Annotated in this window: 16 protein-coding genes; 12 read left to right on the plus strand and 4 right to left on the minus strand. The window is 67.8% G+C overall.

Features of this window, described 5'->3' with window-relative positions; translation table 11 throughout:
* Positions 1-48: 48 nt before the first annotated feature.
* Both ACWHMB_RS02945 and htpG read right to left on the minus strand, forming a co-directional pair.
* Positions 49-411: a hypothetical protein gene (locus tag ACWHMB_RS02945; RefSeq protein WP_377481659.1), complete on the minus strand. Its 363-nt coding sequence runs from the start codon at positions 409-411 to the stop codon at positions 49-51.
* Positions 408-2366, minus strand: a complete 1959-nt coding sequence (htpG, locus tag ACWHMB_RS02950) for a molecular chaperone HtpG (protein WP_377481656.1) — start codon at positions 2364-2366, stop codon at positions 408-410. Before htpG ends, ACWHMB_RS02945 begins: the two co-directional genes overlap by 4 nt.
* A gap of 184 nt (positions 2367-2550) precedes the next feature.
* Between htpG and ACWHMB_RS02955 the strand changes: the two genes are divergently transcribed.
* Positions 2551-3543 carry a sulfurtransferase gene (locus ACWHMB_RS02955; protein WP_377481653.1) on the plus strand — a complete coding sequence of 331 codons (993 nt, stop codon included), beginning with the start codon at positions 2551-2553 and terminating at the stop codon, positions 3541-3543.
* Positions 3544-3558: 15 nt separating this feature from the next.
* Here ACWHMB_RS02955 and ACWHMB_RS02960 read toward each other — a convergent pair whose 3' ends face one another.
* A complete protein-coding gene (locus ACWHMB_RS02960) occupies positions 3559-4398 on the minus strand; it encodes a pseudouridine synthase (protein WP_377481650.1) in 840 nt (279 codons plus the stop codon).
* Positions 4399-4476: 78 nt separating this feature from the next.
* A complete protein-coding gene (locus ACWHMB_RS02965) occupies positions 4477-5184 on the minus strand; it encodes a Crp/Fnr family transcriptional regulator (protein ID WP_377481647.1) in 708 nt (235 codons plus the stop codon).
* Positions 5185-5501: 317 nt separating this feature from the next.
* On the opposite strand from ACWHMB_RS02965, the gene ACWHMB_RS02970 reads away from it, so the two are divergent.
* The 11 genes from ACWHMB_RS02970 (at position 5502) to ACWHMB_RS03020 (ending at position 18615) form a co-directional block, all read left to right on the plus strand.
* Positions 5502-6305, plus strand: a complete 804-nt coding sequence (locus ACWHMB_RS02970; RefSeq protein ID WP_293220154.1) for an ABC transporter ATP-binding protein — start codon at positions 5502-5504, stop codon at positions 6303-6305.
* A gap of 13 nt (positions 6306-6318) precedes the next feature.
* On the plus strand, positions 6319-8268 hold the full coding sequence (locus tag ACWHMB_RS02975) for an AMP-dependent synthetase/ligase (protein WP_447648430.1): 1950 nt from the start codon (positions 6319-6321) through the stop codon (positions 8266-8268).
* Positions 8265-9143: a branched-chain amino acid ABC transporter permease gene (locus tag ACWHMB_RS02980; RefSeq protein WP_377481642.1), complete on the plus strand. Its 879-nt coding sequence runs from the start codon at positions 8265-8267 to the stop codon at positions 9141-9143. Before ACWHMB_RS02975 ends, ACWHMB_RS02980 begins: the two co-directional genes overlap by 4 nt.
* A 5-nt stretch (positions 9144-9148) precedes the next feature.
* Complete coding sequence (locus ACWHMB_RS02985; protein WP_293220163.1) at positions 9149-10222, plus strand: branched-chain amino acid ABC transporter permease; 1074 nt, start codon at positions 9149-9151, stop codon at positions 10220-10222.
* A gap of 54 nt (positions 10223-10276) precedes the next feature.
* Positions 10277-11539, plus strand: coding sequence for an ABC transporter substrate-binding protein (locus ACWHMB_RS02990; RefSeq protein WP_377481640.1), 1263 nt, complete (start codon positions 10277-10279; stop codon positions 11537-11539).
* The gene (locus tag ACWHMB_RS02995) at positions 11536-12327 is read left to right on the plus strand and encodes an ABC transporter ATP-binding protein (RefSeq protein ID WP_293220168.1); all 792 of its coding nucleotides are present in this window, start codon (positions 11536-11538) and stop codon (positions 12325-12327) included. Before ACWHMB_RS02990 ends, ACWHMB_RS02995 begins: the two co-directional genes overlap by 4 nt.
* A gap of 56 nt (positions 12328-12383) precedes the next feature.
* Positions 12384-14333, plus strand: a complete 1950-nt coding sequence (locus ACWHMB_RS03000; protein ID WP_293220171.1) for an AMP-dependent synthetase/ligase — start codon at positions 12384-12386, stop codon at positions 14331-14333.
* Positions 14330-15145: an ABC transporter ATP-binding protein gene (locus ACWHMB_RS03005; RefSeq protein ID WP_293220174.1), complete on the plus strand. Its 816-nt coding sequence runs from the start codon at positions 14330-14332 to the stop codon at positions 15143-15145. Before ACWHMB_RS03000 ends, ACWHMB_RS03005 begins: the two co-directional genes overlap by 4 nt.
* Positions 15146-15157: 12 nt before the next feature.
* Positions 15158-16087 carry a branched-chain amino acid ABC transporter permease gene (locus tag ACWHMB_RS03010; protein WP_293220177.1) on the plus strand — a complete coding sequence of 310 codons (930 nt, stop codon included), beginning with the start codon at positions 15158-15160 and terminating at the stop codon, positions 16085-16087.
* A 64-nt stretch (positions 16088-16151) separates the two neighbouring features.
* Entirely contained in the window at positions 16152-17228 is a 1077-nt protein-coding gene (locus ACWHMB_RS03015) for a branched-chain amino acid ABC transporter permease (protein ID WP_377481635.1), read from the plus strand.
* 52 nt (positions 17229-17280) lie between these two features.
* Complete coding sequence (locus ACWHMB_RS03020; RefSeq protein WP_293220183.1) at positions 17281-18615, plus strand: ABC transporter substrate-binding protein; 1335 nt, start codon at positions 17281-17283, stop codon at positions 18613-18615.
* Positions 18616-18626: the final 11 nt, after the last annotated feature.

The following is an 18626-nucleotide window of genomic DNA, read 5'->3' on the forward strand; positions in this document are numbered from 1 at the left end:
GCTTTATGGGCGGGCGCCAAGGGCCGAAATCGTCTGAATGCTTGCGCGTCAAGGCGCGTTGCCCGATGCCGGACGGCCCGAGGTCTTGGGGTCGTAGATCACGGTGCCCGTGCCGACGCCCGCACCGACGCGGGCGCCTCCCACGGGCACGCTGGCGCCGACGCCGGCACCGGCCGACACCTGGCCGTTCTGGTTGACGCCCACGCCGACGCCGACCGGCCCGACGCCCGTGCCGACCCCCAGGTTGACGTTGCCGCCCGAGCCCACGCCGACGCCCAGCGACACGCCGGGCAGGATGGGCACGCCGATGCCGACGCCCGCCGCGCAGCCGGCCAGCAGCGCGCCGGCGGCGCACAGGCCCAGGGTGACGGCGCGCCAGCTTCTCGGGGCGGTGCGCTTCAGCGGGTTCATGCCAGCAGCGCGTTCACGCGCCGCACATAGGCGGCCGGGTCCTGCGGCAGGCCGCCTTCGGCCAGCAGGGCCTGGTCGAACAGGATGTGCGCCAGGTCGTCGAAGTGCGGGTTGCCCTCGAGCTTTTTCACCAGCGGGTGCTCGGGGTTGATCTCCAGCACCGGCTTGGTGGCGGGCACGGCCTGGCCGGCCTGGCGCATCAGGCGCTCCAGCTGCAGGCTCATGCCGGCGTCCTTGACCACCAGGCAGGCGGGCGAATCGACCAGACGCGTGGTGACGCGCACGTCCTCCACGCTGTCCTTCAGCGCTTCCTTCAGGTGCTCGATCAGCGGCTTGACGGCTTCGGCGGCCTCTTCGGCGGCCTTCTTCTCGGCCGCGTCCTGCAAATCACCCAGGTCGACCGCGCCCTTGGCCACCGATTGCAGCGGCGTGCCGTCGAACTCGCGCAGGAAAGACAGCGACCACTCGTCCACGCGGTCGGTCATCAAGAGCACCTCGATGCCCTTTTTCTTGAACAGCTCCAGCTGCGGGCTGCCCTTGGCCGCCGCCAGCGAGTCGGCGGTGATGTAGTAGATGGCCTTCTGGCCCTCCTTCATGCGCGCCTTGTAGTCGTCCAGCGTCACGCTGGCGCGGTCGCTGGTGGTTGACGCATAGCGCAGCAGCCTGGCGATGCGCTCGCGGTTGCCGGCGTCCTCGCCCAGGCCCTCCTTCAGCACGGCGCCGAACTCGCGCCAGAAGGTGGCGTACTTGTCCCCGGCCTGGGCCTCGTTCTTGTCCTGCACGTCGGTGACCGCGGCATCGTCGGCGGTGGGTGCGGGCGTGGCGGCAGCCGGGGCCTTGGCCAGGTCTTCCAGCAGGCCCAGCACGCGGCGCGTGTTGCCCTCGCGGATGGCGCGCACGTCGCGGCTTTCCTGCAGCAGCTCGCGGCTGACGTTCAGCGGCAGGTCGGCCGAGTCGATCACGCCCTTGACGAAGCGCAGGTAGCGCGGCAGCAGCTGCTCGGCCTCGTCCATGATGAACACGCGCCGGACGTACAGCTTGACGCCCGCCTTCTTCTCGCGGTCCCACAGGTCGAACGGCGCGTGGCTGGGCAGGTACAGCAGCTGCGTGTATTCGGTGGCGCCTTCCACGCGATTGTGCGTCCAGGCCAGCGGCGGCTGCCAGTCGTGCGCGATCTGCTCGTAGAACTGGGTGTACTGCTCGTCGCTGATGTCCTTCTTGGGCCGCGTCCACAGCGCGGTGGCCTGGTTGACGGTTTCCCACTCGCCGGTCTTCACCATCTGGCCGGGCTGGCCTTCTTCCTTGCCTTCTTCCCACTGCTCGCCTTCCATCTGGATCGGCAGGGCGATGTGGTCGGAGTATTTGTTGATGAGCTCCTTGATGCGCCAGCCGTCGGCGTACTCCAGCGCGTCCTCGCGCAGGTGCAGGGTCACGCTGGTGCCGCGCTCGGCACGCGTGATGGCCTCGACCTCGAACGCGCCGCTGCCATCGCTCGTCCAGCGCACGCCCTGCTCGGGCGGCAGGCCCGCGCGGCGCGACTCGACGGTGATGCGGTCGGCCACGATGAAGCCCGAGTAAAAGCCCACGCCGAACTGCCCGATCAGCTGCGCGTCGGCCTTCTGGTCGCCCGACAACCGCGCCATGAACTCGCGCGTGCCGCTCTTGGCGATGGTGCCCAGGTGGGCCACCGCCTCGTCCTGGCTCATGCCGATGCCGGTGTCGGTCACGGTGAGCGTCCTGGCCGCCTTGTCGAAGGCGATGCGCACGCGCAGCTCGGGCTGCTCGCCGTACAGGCTGGTGTCGGCCAGCGCCTCGAAGCGCAGCTTGTCGCAGGCGTCGGAGGCGTTGGAGATCAGCTCGCGCAGGAAGATCTCCTTGTTGGAGTACAGCGAATGCGTGACCAGGTGCAGCAGCTGGGCCACTTCGGCCTGGAAGGCGTGGGATTGTTTGGTCATGGATGAATGGCGGCGTATGCCCGCGGCAGGCCGAAAAGGCCCGCCCGCGCAGGCGGATAAAACTGACAATTATGGTCAAGGCGAGGCCTTTCAAGAGGCCACCGGGCGCGGCGCGGCACATCGCCGAAAGTCGATATGCTGCGAATCGGCAAGCGTGCCGTATTCACGACGTCGAGGAGATCCCATGCGCACCCCATCCCTTCATGCCGCACTGGCCGTCACCCTGGCGTGCTGCGCCAGCCTGGCGCAGGCCCAGGTGATCGTCGACACGCCCCAGGTCCAGGCGGCGCTGCAGCGCTCCGTGCAGGTGTGGGACGTGCGCAGCGACAAGGACTTTGCCAGGGGCCACCTGCCCGGCGCGCTGTCGGTGGGCGATGCCGCCGCCGCGCTGCGCGATGCCAACTCGGAAGACTTCTTGCCGACCGCCGAGGTCGCCCAGATCCTGGGCGCGGCCGGCATCGACCCGGCGAAGGAGACCGTTGTGTACGGCGACCGCGGCACCTGGAACGCGTATTTCGGCCGTTACGCCTTGCGCTATTTCGGCGGCACCCGGGTCACCGTCTACCACGAGGGCATCGAGGGCTGGCAGGTCGCCGGCCTGCCCGTGGAGACGGGCGCGGCCAAGGCCACGCCGGTGGCGCTGACGCTGGCGCCCAACGCGGCGGTCGCCGTCAGCACGCAGGAGGTGCTGGCGCGCGTGGGCAAGCAAGACGTGCAGATCGTCGATGCGCGCACGCCCCGGGAGTTTGCCGGCGCCGACATCCGCGCGCTGCGCGGCGGGCACATTCCGGGCGCGGTCAACATCCCCTACGAGATGAACTGGAGCGACCCCGCCACGCTGCAAAAGCTGGCGCAAAAGACCGTGGGCGACAGCCGCGGCATGTCGCTGAAGGCACAGCCCGAGCTGCAGGCGCTGTACGCCAAACTCGACCCGAACAAGGAGACGGTGGTGTATTGCCAGTCCGGCGCGCGCGCCAGCGAGACGGCGGGCGTGCTGGAGCAACTGGGCTTCAAGAACGTGAAGGTGTACGACTCGTCCTGGCTGGGCTATGGCAACAAGCTGGACGCGCCGGCCGAGAACGAGACCACCTTCAACGTGGGGGCGCTCAACGGCCGCATCGCCGCGATGCAAAAGCGCATCGATGCGCTGGAAAAGGAACTGGCCGCCAAGAAGTGAGCCGGCCACCGACCTTCAGAACAATTCGCCCGGCCCCAGATAGCGCCACTGCCCCGCCGGCAGCGGCCCCAGCAGAACCGAGCCGATGCGGATGCGCTTCAGGCCCACCACCTTCAGGCCCACCAGCTCGCACATGCGGCGGATCTGGCGCTTCTTGCCCTCGCGCAGCACGATGCGCAACTGCTCCTCGTTCTGCCAGCTCACCTTGGCGGGCTTGAGCGGCTGGCCGTCGAGCTGCAGGCCGTGGCGCAGCAGGGCCAGTTTTTCGGACGGAAACTGCGCTTGCGTGTTGCGCGCCTCGGCCCCGTCCAGCGCCACGCGCACCAGGTATTCCTTTTCGATTTCCGAGTCCTGCCCGATCAGATGGCGCGCGATGCGCCCGTCTTGCGTCAGCACCAGCAGGCCGACCGAGTCGATGTCGAGCCGGCCGGCCGGCGCCAGGCCGCGCAGTTGCGCGGGTGCAAAGCGCGTGCGCGTGCGGTCTTCGCGCCAGTGGCTGTGCGCGTTGATCAAGGTCACCGCCGGCTGGTGCCCGTCCTCGGCCTGGCCGCTGACGTAGCCCATCGGCTTGTGCAGCAGGATGGTGACGCGCTGCGCCTGCGCCGCCTCGGCCTGGCGCTCCACGGTCACGCGGTCCTGCGGGCCGACCTTGACGCCCATGACCGCCGGCGCGCCGTTCACGCGCACCCAGCCGCGTTCGATCCACTCGTCGGCCTCGCGGCGCGAGCACAGGCCCATGTCGGCCAGACGCTTGTTCAGGCGCACCGGGCCAGCGCCGCCTTGCGATGTGCCGCTGCCGCCCGTGGGGGCGGGTGCGCGCCGCCAGCGGGGGGAGGAGGGTGGGGTGTCGGGCATGAATCGAATGCTATATTAAATATAGCTTGTCGCGCTTGATGGACGGGCGCTGGAGGCTGATTTTATTCAAAAAATGCCTCAGAAGTCCTCGCGGTGCAGGGCGTCGATCTGCAGGATGCGCAGGCCGCCGTACTCGATGCGCAGCACGCCGCGCGCCTGCAGCGCGGCCAGCGCCTCGTTCACGCGCTGGCGCGACAGGCCGACCAGGTAGGCCAGCTCCTGCTGGGTGATGCGCAGCACCTCGCCCACGCCCGGAAACAGCACCGGGTTGACCAGCGCCGCCAGGTTGCGCGCCACGCGCTGCTCGGGGCTGGCCGAGCGGCCCGCACCGACCACGCCGATGAACTGGCTCAGGCGTTCGTTGAGCTGGTTCATCACGAAGCGGTTGAAGCCGATCGAGTGGTCCAGCAGCCAGTGGAAGGTGTCCACCGGCAGGCCGGCCACGCGGCTGTTGCGCAGCGCCTGGATGTTGTAGCGGTAGGACTCGCGCTTGAGCACCGTGCCCTCGCCGAACCAGCCGCCGGAGGCCAGGCCCGAGTAGGTGATGGCGCGGCCGTCGTCGGTCACGGTGTTCATCTTCAGCAGCCCGTCGATGACGCCGAACCAGTACGTGGCCGGCCGGCCGATGCGGCACACCAGCTCGCCCGGCGCGGCGTGGCTCACGCGCAGCTCGGGCACCACGCGCTCGCGCTCGTCGGGCAGCAGGTGCGGCAGCCAGGGCACGCCGTGCAATTCGTCCTCGGTGAGCAGGCGGCGTCGTTCGAGCAGGGTGGGGTGGGCGCTCATGTAAGGGAAAGACCCGATCGGAATGCCCGTCAATTGTCGTCCCAATGACAACATGACGTCAAAGTCCACACTTAATATTCCGCTCATCGGGCTCCCGCATGAGCGGGAGCCAGCCTGTCGGCACTGCACCGATGGTGGCGACTCACCCGGCGGGTGGGCCTGCCGCACGCGAGGCAGCGCAGCAACCGGCCCATGCGGCCCCAAACAAAGCGAGGAACGGGTGCTTGTCTTCATGCCGATATCGCCAGCCGAAGCGCCACGCACCGCTTGGCCATGCGGCCGATCGCCCGTGAGCGGGCGCACCGGGGTGGCTTGAGATGCAGGGCACCGGTTCCAAGGGTTCCGCGGACGCGATCCTGTCGTGCTCCGGCGTCAACCGCTGGTTCGGCGGCGTGCGGGCGCTGACCGACGTGTCGCTGGACATCCGGCAGGGCGAAATCTTCGGGCTGGTCGGCCCCAACGGCTCGGGCAAGACCACGCTGGTCAATTCGATCACCGGCTTTTATCCGCCGCAACAGGGCACGATCCGCTTCGAGGGGCGCCCGATCAACGGCGTGCGCCCGCACCGCATCGCCTCGCTGGGCATTGCGCGCACGTTCCAGAACGTGGCGCTGTTCAAGGGCATGAGCGTGCTCGATAACATCCTCATGGGGCGCCACGCCTTCATGCGGCCGAGCGCGCTGGCCTCGCTGTTCTACTGGTGGTGGGCCGAGAAGGACGAAATCCGCCAGCGCGACAAGGTGGAGGAGATCATCGACCTGCTGCAGCTCGAAAGCGCGCGCGACGAGCCGGTGGAGGTCATCCCCTTGGGCCTGCAAAAGCGCGTGGAGCTGGCGCGCGCGCTGGCGGCCGAGCCGCGCATGCTGATCCTGGACGAGCCCATGGCCGGCATGAACCAGGAGGAGAAGGAATACATCGTGCGCTTCATCCTCGACGCGAAGGAGGCGCTGAACCTCACGGTGCTGATCATCGAGCACCACATGGACGTGATCACCGCCATCTGCGACCGCGCGCTGGTGCTCAACAACGGCCGCATGATCGCCGAGGGGCCGGTGCGCGAGGCGGTGAACCACCCCGCCGTGATCGCGGCCTACATCGGAGGGGTGGGCGATGCGGCGTGAGGACACCTCGGGCATGAAAGTCGCAGCGCCCCAGAGCACGCCGGCCGCTGGCGCGCACGACCACCTGATCGCCGCGCTGGCCGCCAACGCCGCCGGCCATGGCAAGGCCATCGCCATGCGCGAGCGCGACCGCGGCATCTGGCAGGAAACGAATTGGCAGGCCTACCTGGAGCAGGTGATGGCCGCCGCCGCCGGCCTGGAGTCGCTGGGCGTGGCGCCGGAGGACAAGGTGCTGGTCGTCGGCGACAACCGGCCGGCGCTGTACTTCGGCATGCTGGGCGCGATCACGCTGCGCGCCGTGCCCTCGCCGGCCTACCCGGACTTCACGCCCGAGCAGTTGCTGGGCCAGTTGCAGCGCGAGGGCGTGCGCTTCGCCATCGCCGAAGACCAGGAGCAGGTGGACAAGCTGGTGGCGCTGCGCGAGCAGTACGCGGGCCTCGAATGGATCATCTACGACGACCCGCGCGGCCTGGCCGACCACGAGCCCGCGGGGACGATCGCCTTCACCGAACTGGCGCGGCGCGGGCGCGAGCGCCTGCACGCCGAGCCCGGGCTGCAGGCCGAGCTGCAGACGCGCCCGCGCGCCGACGACGTCGCCATCCTGCTGCACTCATCGGGCACCACGGGCGCGCCCAAGGGCATCCCGCTCAAGCACCGCCACGTGCTGTTCGCGGTGCGCAGCGCGGCGCAGGCCGGCTACTTCAACCCCGGCGAGACGCACATGGCCTACATGCCGATCGCCTGGGTGGGGGATTTCATCTTCTCGATCGCGGCGGCGCTGGAACTGCGCTTTTCCGTCAACATCCCCGAAAAGCAGGAAACCGTGCAGCGCGACCTGCGCGAGATCGCGCCCACGGTCTACTTCACGTCGCCGCGCGCCTGGTCGACCATGCTCACGCGCGTGCAGGTGGGCATTGCCGAATCCACGCCGCTCAAGCGCTGGCTCTACGAGCGCTTCATGCCGCTGGCCATCGAGATCGAGCGCGCACGCCTCAAGGGTCGTCAGCCGGGCCTGGGCCAGCGCTTGCTGCGCGCGCTGGGCGAGCTGCTGGTCTACGGCCCGATCAAGGACCAGCTGGGCCTGGTGCGCGCGCGCCACGCCTACACCGCGGGCGAGGCGATCGGCGAAGAATCGTTTTTGTTCTTTCGCGCGCTCGGCCTGCCGCTGCGCCAGTTCTACGGCCAGACCGAAAACTCGGCGCTGTGCGCCGCGCAGGGCGCCGACACGGTCAAGCTGCACACGGTGGGCAAGCCCTTTCCCGGCATCGAGATCAAGATCAGCGACAGCGGCGAAATCCTGGTGCGCGGCGGCAACGTGTTCGACGGCTATTTCGACGACCTCGCCGCCACGGCCGAGGCGCTGCAGGACGGCTGGCTGCACACCGGCGACGCCGGCTACCTGGAAGACGACGGCCAGCTGGTCGTGCTCGGGCGCGTGTCCGAGGTGGTCTACACCAGCGCGCGCCAGCGCTTCATTCCCACCTTCATCGAGAACCAGCTCAAGTTCAGCCCCTACATCAAGGACATCTGCGTGCTGGGCGATGGGCGCGAGCACCTGGCCGCGCTGGTGGCGATCGACTGGGAGGCCGTGGGCCACTGGGCGCAGGAGCACGGCGTGGCCTACACCTCGTTTTCCGACCTGTCGCAGCAGCCCGGCGTGTACGACCTGATGGCAGAGCTGTTCGCCACGGTCAACGCCAGGCTGCCCGAGGGCACGCGCATCCGCCGCTTCGTCAACCTGCACAAGGAGTTCGACCCGGACGACGGCGAGGTCACGCGCACGCGCAAGCTGCGCCGCGGCGTGATCGCCGAGCACTACGCCAACATCATCGAGGCGATCTACGCCGGCCGGGACCGCATCGAATCCGTGGCGCAGATCACCTACGAGACCGGCGAGTCGGGCGTGCTGAGGCGCCTGCTCGCGATCCGTGACGTGCCCGCAGCGCCCAAGGTGAATGCATGAGCTACTTTCTGGAACTGCTGATCAACGGCGCCTTCACCGGCCTGATGTACAGCATGGTGGCGCTGGGCATCGTGCTGATCTACAAGTCCTCGGGCGTGCTCAACTTCGCGCAGGGCGCGCTGGTGATGATGGGCGGCTACACCGTCTGGCTGTTCACCACCTGGGGGCTGCCGATCTGGCTGGCGGCGGTGGCGGCGCTGGGGGTCATGTTCGTGCTGGGGCTGGTCGTCGAGCGCCTGCTGCTGCGCACCATGGTCGGCCAGCCCATCATCATGGTCGTGATGCTGACGCTGGGGCTGGACGTGTTTTTGCGCGGCTTCGGCCCGGGCGTGCTCGGCACCGAGCCCAAGCAGCTCGACATCGGCCTGGGCCTGGCGCCGCTGATCATGGGCGACATCCTGGCCAACCGCACCTACGCCGTCGGCGCCGTGATCGCGCTGGTGCTGGTGGCGCTGGCCATCGTGTTCTTCCGCACGCGCCTGGGCACCAAGCTGCGCGCGGTTTCGGACGACCACGTGGCCAGCTGGTCGGTCGGCATCTCGGTCGAGCACGCGGTGGCCATTTCCTGGGGCCTGGCGGGCATTTGCGCGGTCGCCGCCGGCACGCTGTGGGGCGCGGCGCAGGGGGTGGACTGGTCGCTCACCGCGCTGCTGTTCCCGGCCGTGGCCGTCGTGATCCTGGGCGGCATCGACAGCATCATGGGCGCGCTGCTGGGCGGCCTGATCATCGGCATCCTCGGCAGCGTGATTCCGGGCTACGTGGACTCCAGGGTCGGCGGCAGCACGCGCGACGTCGTGACCTCGCTGGTGATCCTGCTGACCATCCTGATCCGGCCGCACGGCATGTTCGGCCGCGAAGACATCGAGAGGATCTGACCGCCATGTTCTACCGCCTCTCGGGTGTCTACCACACGCGCTACAGCCAGACGCGCCAGCTCTGGCCCATTCCGGCCGACCGCTGGCAGGTCGGCATCATCGCCGCGCTGGCCCTGCTGGCGCCGCTGTACATGTCGCAGCTGTACCTGTCGAGCTACATGCTGCCCTGGCTGATCTTCAGCAGCGCCACGCTGTCGCTCACGCTGCTGATGGGCCTGGCCGGCCAGCTGCACTTCGGCTTCGCCGCCGTGATGGCGATCGGCGCCTATACCAGCATCCACCTGACGCGCGCCGGCGTGCCGCTGGAACTCGCGCTGCTCGGCGCCGGCCTGCTGTCGGCGCTGATCGGCTGCCTGTTCGGCGCCGCGGCGCTGCGCGTCAAGGGCCTGTACCTGGTGATGGCCACGCTGGCGATGCAGTTTCTGGTGGACTGGGTGATCGTCAACGTCAACGCCATCTCGGGCGGCGCGGTGGCCACGCTGCAGACGCCCAAGGTGAGCTTCCTGTTCGTGCCGCTGGAAAGCCTCACGGCGCGCTACTACCTGGCGCTGGCCTGGGCGGTGGTGGTCACCCTGTTCATCCTCAACGTCAAGCGCACCAGCTTCGGTCGCGCGCTGGTGGCGGTGCGCGACAAGGATTTCGCCGCCGCCGTCATCGGCGTCAACATCTTCAAGTACAAGCTGCTGGCCTTCTTCGCCAGCTCGTTCCTGGGCGGCGTCACCGGCGCCATCCTGGCGTTCTGCTTCTACAAGGCGGTGACGCCCTCGCAGTTCAACTTCGACGTCACCATCCAGCTGGTGGCGATGGCGCTGGTGGGCGGCTTGGGCAGCGTGGTCGGGGGCTTTCTCGGCGCGGGTTTCGTGCTGCTGGTGCCGATCGTGCTGCTCAACCTGATCGCCTGGATCGTGAGCAACGGCTGGCTCGACATCTCGGCCTCGCTCATGGCGCATATCCCGCTGATGCTGTACGGCGCCATGATCATCGGCTTTCTCTTGTTCGAGCCGCTGGGGCTGGCCAAAATCTACGACAACGCGCGCAAGTATCTGCTGGTCTGGCCGTTCCGCCACACGCAAAGCTGAGCACGCGGGTTTTCCGGGTTCATTCACGTCAACCACGCAAAGGAGACACACGCGATGAAACACACCGACCTGGCACTGAGCCGCCGCACCGTCTTGACGGCCGCCGCCGCGGCAAGCATGGGCAGTCTGCCCGCCTGGGCGCAGGACAAGGCGCCCATCCAGTTTGCGACGCTGCTCGATTTCACGCGCGTCTACACCTTCCTGACCGCCGAATACAGCCAGGGCCAGCAGGACTACATCAACCTGGTCAACCAGGAGGGCGGCATCGACGGCCACCCGATCAAGCTGATCATCAAGGACCACGCCAGCTACCCCGAGCGCGGCATCGCGCTGTACAACGAGGCCAAGGCCGCGGGCGCCGTGTTTTTCGACTTCCTGAGCTCACCGGTGGCCAACGCGCTGATGCCGCGCGTCGACGAAGACCACATGCCGATGATCGCCTTCGCGCACGGCCGCGCCGACGCGGCCGACGGCGATGCCTTCCCCTACGTCTTCCCGTCGGCGGCCATCTACCGTTCGCAGGCGGCGCTGCTGCTCAAGTACATCGACGAGCAGGAGGGCGGCCTGAAGGGCAAGAAGATCGCCTTCGTGCACATCGACTCGGCCTTCGGCAAGGAGCCGATCGAGCTGATCGAGCGCGTGGCCAAGACCAAGGGCTTCGAGCTCAAGCTCTACCCCTATCCGGTGCCCGGCACCGAGCAGGCGGCGACCTGGAGCGAGGTGCGCAAGAACCGTCCGGACAAGATCATCATCTGGGGCGCCGGCCCCGGCCAGGCGGTGTCCATTCGCAGCGCCGTCACCAACGGCATCGCGCCCAAGGACATCCACTCGGTGATCTGGCTGTCCGAAAGCGACATGTCGGCCTTCAAGGGCAACGAGGTGGTGGGCGTCAAGCGCGTCACCCTGGTCAACACCGGCACCGGTCCGGCGATCCTGAAGCGCATCGTCGACAAGGTGGTCACGCCCGGCAAGGGCAGCGGCGACAAGGCCAAGGTCGGCACCACCTACTACAACATCGGCGTGGCCAGCATGGCAATCGCGGTGCAGGCGGTCAAGCTGGGCATGCAAAAGGGCGGCGCGCCGCTCACGGGCGAGAAGATCAAGGCCGGCTACGAGACGATCAAGGACTTCACCGCCGAAGGCCTGATGCCGCCGCTCACCATCACCGCCAAGGACCACCAGGGCGGCGGCGCGGGCATGATTTCCGAATGGGACGGCAAGCAGTGGGCGCCCAAGTCCGACTGGGGCAGCGCCTACCAGGACGTGGTCTGGGACCTGATCAAGGAAGACATCGCCAAGTCCAAGGAAAAGAAATGAGCCTGCTGACCCTGAACAACGTCGAGGTCGCCTACGACAAGGTCTTTCTCGCCATCAAGGGCGTCTCGCTCGAAGTTCAGGAAGGCTCCATGGTGGCCCTGCTCGGCGCCAACGGCGCCGGCAAGTCCACCACGCTCAAGACCGTGAGCGGCCTGCTGGCGCCCGAGCGCGGCGAGGTGCGCCGGGGCGAGGTGATGTTTCAGGGCAAGGACATCGTGCAGCTCTCGCCGCCCGAGCGCGTGCGCATGGGCCTGGTGCACGTGATGGAGGGGCGGCGCATCTTCGAGCACCTGACGCCCGACGACAACCTGCTGGCGGCCTACCGCGGCCACGGTGCCAAGCGCAGCTACGCCGAGCTGCGCGAGCAGGCCTACACCTATTTCCCGCGGCTGGCCGAGCGCATGCGCAGCAAGGCCGGCTACCTGTCGGGCGGCGAGCAGCAGATGCTGGCCATCGCCCGCGCGCTGATGACCGAGCCCACGCTCATCATGCTCGACGAGCCCTCGCTCGGCTTGGCGCCGGTGCTGGTCAAGGAGATCTTCGCCATCATCCGCAAGATCAACCGCGAGCAGAAGACCAGCGTGCTGCTGGTCGAGCAAAACGCCACCGCCGCGCTCGACGTGGCCGACCACGCCTACCTGATCGAGAACGGCAACATCGTGATGAGCGGCGAGGCCGCCGTGCTCAAGCAGAACCCCGACATCCAGGCGTTCTATCTGGGCGGCGGCGAGCGCGTGGACTACCACAACGTCAAGCACTACCGGCGGCGCAAGCGCTGGCTGGCGTGATCGACGGTGATGGCCCCAGCTTTCCCCGGCCGCTCGGCCATGGAGACCTTCCGCCCATGACGGCGACCTTTCCCCAGTTGCTGCTGCAGCATGCGCGCCAGCGCCCGCTGGCGCCGGCGCTGCGCGAGAAGGAATACGGCATCTGGCAGACCTGGAGCTGGCAGCGCGCACTGGACGACGCGCGCCACATGGCGCTGGGCCTGGCGTCGCTGGGCTTCGCAACGGGGCAGAACCTGGCGCTGGTGGGTGACAACCGCCCGCTGCTGTACCTGATGTTCCTGTCGGTGCAGTCGCTGGGCGGCGTGCCGGTGCCGATGTACCAGGACGCGGTGGCCGCCGAGATGGCCTTCGTGCTGCGCGAAACGGGCGCGCAGTTCGCCTTTGCCGAAGACCAGGAGCAGGTCGACAAGCTGCTCGAGCTGCGCGCCGGCGCGGGCGAGGCCGCCGTGCCGGGCCTGACCCACATCATCTACGACGATGCGCGCGGCCTGCGCCACTACCGCGACGCCGGCCTGATCAGCGCGCAGGACCTGATGGCGGCGGGCCGCCGCTTCGAGCAGCAGCACCCGGACCACTTCGCGCAGCAGATCGCGCGCCTCAAGCCTGAGGACACGGCCATCATCCTCTACACCTCGGGCACCACCAGCCGGCCCAAGGGCGTGTGCCAGACCCACCACGCCTACATCGCGGCGGCCGAGGGCGGCGTTGCCATCGACGGGCTGAACGGCCGCGACAACGTGCTGTCCTACCTGCCGCCGGCCTGGGCCGGCGACTTTTTGTTTTCGGTGGCGCAGTGGCTGGTGGCGGGCTTCACCATCAACTGCCCCGAAAGCGCCGAGACCGTGGCCATCGACATGCGCGAGATCGGCCCCAGCTATTACTTCGCGCCGCCGCGCGTGTTCGAGGGCATGCTGACCTCGGTGTCGATCCGCATGGAAGACGCCGCGCCCGTCAAGCGGTGGATGCACGAGAGCTTCATGCGCGTGGCGCGCCGCGTGGGCGCCGACATCCTGGTGGGCAAGCCGGTGGCCTTGGGCGACCGGCTGCTGTACGGCCTGGGCAAGCTGCTGGTGTACGGGCCGCTGAAGAACGCCATGGGCCTGTCGCGCATTCGCGTGGCCTACACGGCGGGCGCGGCCATCGGGCCCGACCTGTTCCGGTTCTTCCGCTCCATCGGCGTCAACCTCAAGCAGTTGTACGGCCAGACCGAGACCTGCGCCTACGTGTGCATCCAGAAGGACGGCGAGGTCAAGCTCGACACCGTGGGCCAGGCCGCGCCGGGCGTGGAGCTGAAGATCGCCGACGGCGGCGAGGTGCTGGTGCGCAGCCAGTCGCTGCTGACCGAGTACTACAAGCGCCCCGAGGCCACGGCCGAGGTGCTGGACGCGGAGGGCTTCTTCCACACCGGCGACGCCGGCGTGATCGACTCCGACGGTCATCTGCGCATCATCGACCGTGCCAAGGACGTGGGGCGGCTCACCTCGGGCGCCATGTTCGCGCCCAACTACATCGAGAACAAGCTCAAGTTCTTTCCGCAGATCAAGGAAGCGGTGTGCTTCGGCGATGCGCGCGAGCAGGTCTGCGCCTTCCTCAACATCGACTTCGACGCCGTCGGCAACTGGGCCGAGCGCCGGGGCCTGCCCTACGCGGGCTACGTCGACCTGGCCGGCAAGCCGGACGTGCTGACGATGATGAAGGAGTGCGTCGAGAAGGTGAATGCCGAGCTGGCCGGCGAGGAAGGCATGGAGGCGACGCAGATCGCGCGCTTTCTGGTGCTGCACAAGGAGCTGGACCCGGACGACGACGAGCTCACGCGCACGCGCAAGGTGCGCCGCGGCTTCGTCGCCGAGAAATACGGCGTGCTGCTGGACGCGCTGTATGGCGGCAAGAGCGAGCAGTTCATCGAGACCGCCGTCAAGTTCGAGGACGGGCGCAGCGGCACGGTGTCGGCCACGCTCGGCATCCTGGACGCCAGGCGCTTCGCGCCGGTGAAGGTGGCTGCATGAACGTGCCGCAGACGAGCACCGAACTCGCGCCGACGCGCGCCATCGGCGACGTTGTCCTGGACGTGAAGAACATCAGCCTGCGCTTTGGCGGCGTGAAGGCGCTGAGCGACATCAGCTTCGACGTGCGCGAGCACGAGATCCGCGCCATCATCGGCCCCAACGGCGCGGGCAAGAGTTCGATGCTCAACTGCATCAACGGCGTCTACACGCCCAGCGAAGGCTCGATCACCTTTCGCGGCCGCACCTTCAGCCACATGAACTCGCGCCAGGTGGCCGAGATGGGCGTGGCGCGCACCTTCCAGAACCTGGCCTTGTTCAAGGGCATGAGCGTGCTGGACAACATCATGTCGGGGCGCAACCTCAAGATCAAGAGCAACATCCTCTTGCAGGCGCTGCGCATCGGCCCGGCCGAGCGCGAGGAGATCGCGCACCGCGAATTCGTCGAGCACATCATCGACTTTCTTGAAATCCAGGCGCATCGCAAGACGCCCGTGGGCCAGCTGCCCTACGGCCTGCAAAAGCGCGTCGACCTGGGTCGCGCGCTGGCCATGGAGCCGCAGGTGCTGCTGCTGGACGAGCCCATGGCCGGCATGAACGTGGAGGAAAAGCAGGACATGAGCCGCTTCATCCTCGACGTCAACGACGAGTTCGGCACCACGATCGTGCTGATCGAGCACGACATGGGCGTGGTGATGGACATCAGCGACCGCGTGGTGGTGCTGGACTACGGGCGCAAGATCGGCGACGGCGCGCCGCACGAGGTGCGCGCCAACGAGGACGTGATCCGCGCCTACCTGGGCGCGGAGCATTGAGGGGCGCGGGCGATGGGCTTTTTCCTCGAAACCCTGATCAGCGGCCTGATGACCGGCATGCTCTACGCGCTGGTGGCGCTGGGCTTCGTGCTGATCTTCAAGGCCTCGGGGGTGTTCAACTTCGCGCAGGGCGTGATGGTGCTGTTCGCGGCACTGGCGATGGCGCGCTTTGCCGAATGGATTCCGCAGTGGACGGGCATCGAAAGCAAGGTGCTGGCCAACGTGCTGGCCTTCATCGGCGCGGCGCTGCTGATGTTTCTGGTGGCCTGGCTGATCGAGCGCCTGGCGCTGCGCCACTTGGTGAACCAGTCCGAGACGACGCTCTTGATGGCGACGCTGGGCATCGCCTATTTCCTCGAAGGCGTGGGCCAGACGGTGTTTGGCGGCGACATCTACAAGATCGACATCGGCATGCCCAAGGACCCGATGTTCATCCTGGGCAGCGTGTTCGACGGCGGCCTGCTGGTCGACCCCGAGGACCTGATCGCCGCCGCCATTGCCGCCGCGCTGGTGGCCCTGCTCGCGCTGTTCTTTCAAAAGACGACCACCGGGCGCGCGCTGCGCGCGGTGGCCGACGACCACCAGGCGGCGCAGTCGGTGGGCATTCCGCTGTCGCGCATCTGGGTCATCGTCTGGTGCGTGGCGGGCGTGGCCGCGCTGGTGGCGGGCATGGTCTGGGGCAGCAAGCTGGGGGTGCAGTTCTCGCTCTCCACCCTGGCGCTGCGCGCGCTGCCGGTGGTGATCCTGGGCGGCCTGACCTCGGTGCCCGGCGCCATCGTCGGCGGGCTGATCATCGGCGCGAGCGAGAAACTGTCGGAGGTCTTTCTCGGCCCCTACGTCGGCGGCGGCATCGAGATCTGGTTCGCCTACGTGCTGGCGCTGGTGTTTTTGCTGTTTCGTCCGCAGGGCCTGTTCGGGGAGAAGATCATTGACCGCGTATGACTTTGATTTTGATAGCTGCTTGCGCTTGACAGACAAGGGCTAGAGGCCAAAACGACCAATAACCATGTTCTACCGCGAAAACGGCCAGTTCAAAACCAGCTACCGCGCCGACCAGCAGATCTTCCCGATCCTGCAGGATCGCGTGGCGGTGCTGGCGCTGGTGCTGTTCGCGTTTGCCGTCGTGCCCTTCGTCGCCAGCGAGTACCTGTTCGCCGCCATCCTGATTCCCTTCGTCATCATGTCGCTGGCGGCGCTGGGGCTGAATTTGCTGGTGGGCTACTGCGGCCAGATTTCGCTCGGCGGCGCGGCCTTCATGGCGGTGGGGGCCTACGGCGCGTACAACTTCGTCATGCGCGTGCCGGGCATTCCGCTGGTGCTGGCGATGCTGCTGGGCGGCGTGTGCGCGGCCGCCTTCGGCGTGGTGTTCGGCCTGCCCAGCCTGCGCATCAAGGGGCTGTACCTGGCGGTCGCCACGCTGGCGGCGCAGTTCTTTGCCGACTGGCTGTTTTTGCGCGTGCGCTGGTTCACGCTGGACAGCGCCTCGGGCGCGGTGGCGGTGTCCAATCTCTCGGTGCTTGGCCTGCCGCTGGAGTCGAGCGCCGCCAAATACCTGTTCTGCCTGGCGGTGCTCGCCGTGCTGGCGCTGGCCAGCAAGAACCTGGTGCGCGGCGCCATCGGGCGCGAGTGGATGGCGATCCGCGACATGGACGTGGCCGCCGCGGTGATCGGCATCCGCCCGATGTACGCCAAGCTCACGGCGTTCGCCATCAGCAGCTTCATCCTGGGCGTGGCGGGCGTGCTGTGGGGCTTTTTCTACCTGGGCTCGTGGGAGCCGGCGGCGTTCTCGCTCGACGTGTCGCTCAAGCTGCTGTTCATGATCATCATCGGCGGCCTGGGCTCGATCATGGGCAGCCTGTTCGGCGCGGCCTTCATCATCGTGCTGCCCATCGTGCTCAATCGCGTGCTGCCCTGGCTCGCCTCGCTCATCCACGTCGAGATCACCACCACCGCCGCGACGCACGCCGAATTCATCATCTTCGGCACGCTGATCGTCTGGTTCCTCATTGTCGAGCCGCACGGACTGGCGCGGCTGTGGTCCACGGGCAAGCAGAAGATGCGGTTATGGCCGTTCCCGCATTGACGCCCATCATCGGCCTTTTTCTTCACCCTCGTCGATTCCAAAGGAGACTGACATGCAACATTCGAGGCATCTGACCAAGCTGGCGGCCACGCTGCTCGCGGCGGCGGGCATCGCGCTCACCGGCGCGCCGGTGCTGGCGCAGGGCGTGTCGCAGTACATGCCCCTGGTGACCTATCGCACGGGGCCCTACGGACCGAGCGGCACGCCGGCGGCCAACGGCCTGGACGACTACTACAAGCTGGTGAACGCGCGCGGCGGCATCAACGGCGTCAAGCTCGACTACGAGGAGTGCGAGACCGGCTACGACACCGCGCGCACCGTGGAGTGCTACGAGCGCATGAAGACCAAGAACGGCGGCGCGGTGGTGTTCCAGCCTTGGTCCACGGGCGCCACCTTCGCCATCACCGAGAAGGCCGACACCGACAAGATTCCGCTGCTCATCCTGGGCTACGGGCGCGGCGACTCGGCCAACGGCAAGGTGTTCAACTGGGTCTTCCCGGTGGGCGGCAACTACGAGGTGGGCGACGACGTGATCCTGCAGGCCATCGGCAAGCGCGAGGGCGGCATGGACAAGCTCAAGGGCAAGAAGATCGCCCTCGTCTACCACGACAGCCCCTACGGCAAGGAGACGATTCCGCTGATCAAGCTGCGCGCGCAAAAGCACGGCTTCTCGCTGATCGAGCTGCCCGTGACGCCGCCCGGCCTGGAGCAGAAGGCCACCTGGCTGCAGGTGCGCCGCGACAAGCCCGACTACATCATCCTGCGCGGCTACGGCGTGATGACGCCCACCGCGCTGAAAGAGGCGCAGGGCGTGGGCTTCGCGCGCGACCGCATGTACGGCTCGTGGTGGGCCGGCGCCGAGACCGACGTCAAGGACGTGGCCGACGGCGCCAAGGGCTACAACGCGGTGGTGCTGCAAAGCACCGCCAACCGCGACGCCAAGGTGGTCAAGGACATTCTCTCCGAGCTCTACGCCAAGGGTCAGGGCACGGCCAGCAACAAGAGCGAGGTGGGCGACGTGCTCTACATCCGCGGGCTGCTGGCGGCGCTGTTCTCCACCGAGGGCATCCGCACCGCGCAGGAACACTTCAACAAGAAGGGCCAGCGCATCACCGGCGAGGAAATGCGCTGGGCGCTGGAGAACCTGGACATCACCCAGGCGCGCATCGACGAGCTGGGCTTCAACGGCATCCTGCTGCCGATCAAGACCAGCTGCGCCGACCACATGGGCTCCTACAAGGCGCGCATCTCCACCTGGGACGGCAAGGAGTGGAAGATCTCCAGCGACTGGATCGAGGCCGATCGCGGCATCGTCGACGGCGTGGACAACGAGTCCTCGGCCAAGTACGCGGCCGAGCACAAGATCACGCCCCGCACCTGCCAGTAAGCGGCAGCGCC

The organism is Ottowia pentelensis, from assembly GCF_964341695.1.